General features: G+C 69.8%; 3 protein-coding genes. 1 reads left to right on the top strand and 2 read right to left on the bottom strand.

Features of this window, described 5'->3' with window-relative positions:
* On the top strand, positions 1 to 540 hold a 540-nt coding region (locus AC1D01_RS30460), incomplete at its 5' end, for a TonB-dependent siderophore receptor (protein WP_477873092.1).
* Here the strand turns inward: AC1D01_RS30460 and AC1D01_RS30455 are convergent.
* Positions 541 to 1254 (bottom strand): YebC/PmpR family DNA-binding transcriptional regulator, encoded by a 714-nt coding sequence (locus AC1D01_RS30455; RefSeq protein ID WP_477873090.1) that lies wholly within the window; start codon positions 1252 to 1254, stop codon positions 541 to 543.
* Between the two features lie 54 nt (positions 1255 to 1308).
* Positions 1309 to 2393, bottom strand: a 1085-nt coding sequence (locus AC1D01_RS30450; protein ID WP_477873088.1) for a phosphopantetheine-binding protein, incomplete at its 5' end; no start/stop codon positions are given.

The following is a 2393-nucleotide window of genomic DNA, read 5'->3' as shown; positions in this document are numbered from 1 at the left end:
GGCGAGGCGGTGTCGTTCACCGCGGCCGTCTTCAACCTGGAGAAGACCAACGTCGTGTCGTACGACCAGGTCAACTTCGTGCCGCATGCGATCGGCAAGGTGCGCTCACGCGGGATCGAACTCGAAGCCAGGGCGGCGCTGACCGCGCAGCTGCGGCTGACCGGCTCGTTCACCGCGCTGGACATGAAGGTGCTGTCCAGCGCGATCGCGTCGGAAGTCGGCAACATGCCGATCCTGACGCCGAAGCAGACCGCATCGGTCTGGCTCGACTACGCGCTGGGTGCCGAGGTGCTGCGCGGCGTGAGCGTCGGCGGCGGGCTGCGCCACGTCGGCAAGCGCTGGGACAACGGCGAGAACACCGAATCGCAGCCGCCCTACACGCTGGCCGATGCCGCAGTGCGCTACGACAACGGGCCGTGGCGCTTCGCGCTGAACGTCACCAACCTGTTCGACAAGCAGTACCTGAGCGGGCACGCCTACGGCAGCTACTTCCGCGGCAACGAGCGCAACGTGCTGCTGACGGCGAAGTACAGGTTCTGATCAGCCAGCCAGGCCGGCGTAGACGTGCTGCACGTCGTCGCCGGCGTCGAGCGCGGTGAGGAAGCTCTCCACTTCCTCCAACTGCTCGGCGGTCAGGCTCTTCGGGTCGATCGGGTTCTTCGGCTTGTAGCCGAGCTTGGCCGACAGCACCGTGAAACCCTGCCCCTGCAGCGCGCGGCTGACGAGATCGAGGTCGGCCGGGTCGGTCAGGAACATCGTGACGCCGTTCTCGTCGGCGGGCTCGAAATCCTGCGCGCCGGCTTCGATCGCCGCCACCTCCGGGTCGGCGCCCGGCGTGGCCGGTTCGGCCTCGATCATCCCCAGGTGGTCGAAATCCCAGGCCACCGAGCCTGAGGCGCCAAGCTGCCCCTTGCGGAACAGCACCCGCATGTCGGAGGCCGCGCGGTTCACGTTGTCGGTCAGGCACTCCACCATCACCGGCACGCGGTGCGGCGCGAAGCCTTCATACAGCGCGTGCTCGAAGTGCACCACCTCGCCGGTCAGCCCGGCGCCCTTCTTGATCGCGCGGTCCAGCGTGTCCTTGGGCATCGAGACCTTGCGCGCCTGCTCGACCACCAGCCGCAGCCGCGAGTTCGCGGCCGGGTCGGCGCCGTGCCGCGCGGCCACCATGATGTCCTTGGCCAGCTTGCCGAACAGCCTGCTCTTGGCACTGGACGCCAAGTCCTTGTGATATGCCTTCCATTGCGCGCCCATGCCGGTGTTCCTTGATCGTCGATGTCCCGGGCGACGTGCTCGGGGCCAACGATTCTAGGGGAGCGCCCGGCGCAGTGCCTCATGCAGCTGCGGGCGGCGGATGATGTCGAGGTGGCTGGCCCCGTCGATCACCGTGGTGGACACCACCGGCGCATGCACCGCCCAGTCGCGCAGGCGGCCGACCGTATCGTTCACTGACTGGCCGGCGTGGAAGACGTGCATCGGGGTGTCGATGCGACCGTGCTGGTAGCGAGACCCCTGAGCCCGCTTGTCGATCGTCGCCCACAGCAGGTACTCCGCCGCGTCGTCGCCATCGCCATCGAGCGGCAGCGCGCGGTCGCCCACCAGCACCTGCTCGGCCAGCCCGTCACGCTCCACGTCGTCGAGCCGCGCGAACAGCTCGCGCCATGCGCCGGCCATCGTCGATTTCGACACCCAGGCATCGATCTCTCGCCAGGCCAGCGTGCGCTCGCCGGCACCGAGCGGCCGCGAGGCGCGCAGCGGCTCGGTCTCGAACACGTCGACCATGCCGAGGTAGTCGACCGCAACGCGCCCCTGCAGTTGCCGCGCGACCTCGATCGCCAGGTCGCCGCCCGACGACCAGCCGAGCAATGCGCAGCGCCGCTGCACGGCAGTGGCCTCGATGAAGGCCGCGTACTCCGCCGCCAACGCCTGCACCGCGAAACCGCGCCAGCGCCGCCGCGTGTAGACGTGGCTGACGAAGCCGTGCACCGGCCGCGCGCCCCGCAGCGCCTCGGTCAGCGGCAGGAACTCGCGCGAGTTGACGATCATCCCCGGCAGGCAGTACAGCGGCACGCCCTCGCCCCCCGCCTGCAGGCAGATCGCATCGTGCTGCTGTTCGAGCCGCTGCTGCAACCGGCCCGCCAGCTCGCGCAGCCGCGTCGCCTGCATCAGCTCCGACAAGGCCAACCCACTGCCGCCCGGCACGTGCTTGCGGATGCGCGCGATCAGCTTCAGGCTCAGGATCGAATCGCCGCCGAGCTCGAAGAAATCATCCTCGCGGCCAATGGTCGCCAGCCCCAGCACCTCGCCGAAGATGCGCGCCAGCGCCTGCTCGGTGGGCCCGCGCGGCGGCTCGATGCGGCGGGCCGCCGCGGCCTGCACCGGCCGCGGCAGCG

This window comes from Rhizobacter sp. P3_B12 (assembly GCF_056402895.1).
This window is presented reverse-complemented; position numbering and strand designations above follow the sequence as displayed.

Excerpts from the sequence above, each read along its gene's own strand:
- AC1D01_RS30455 (WP_477873090.1), bottom strand. The coding sequence starts at position 1,254 with ATGGGCGCGCAATGGAAGGCATATCACAAGGACTTGGCGTCCAGTGCC.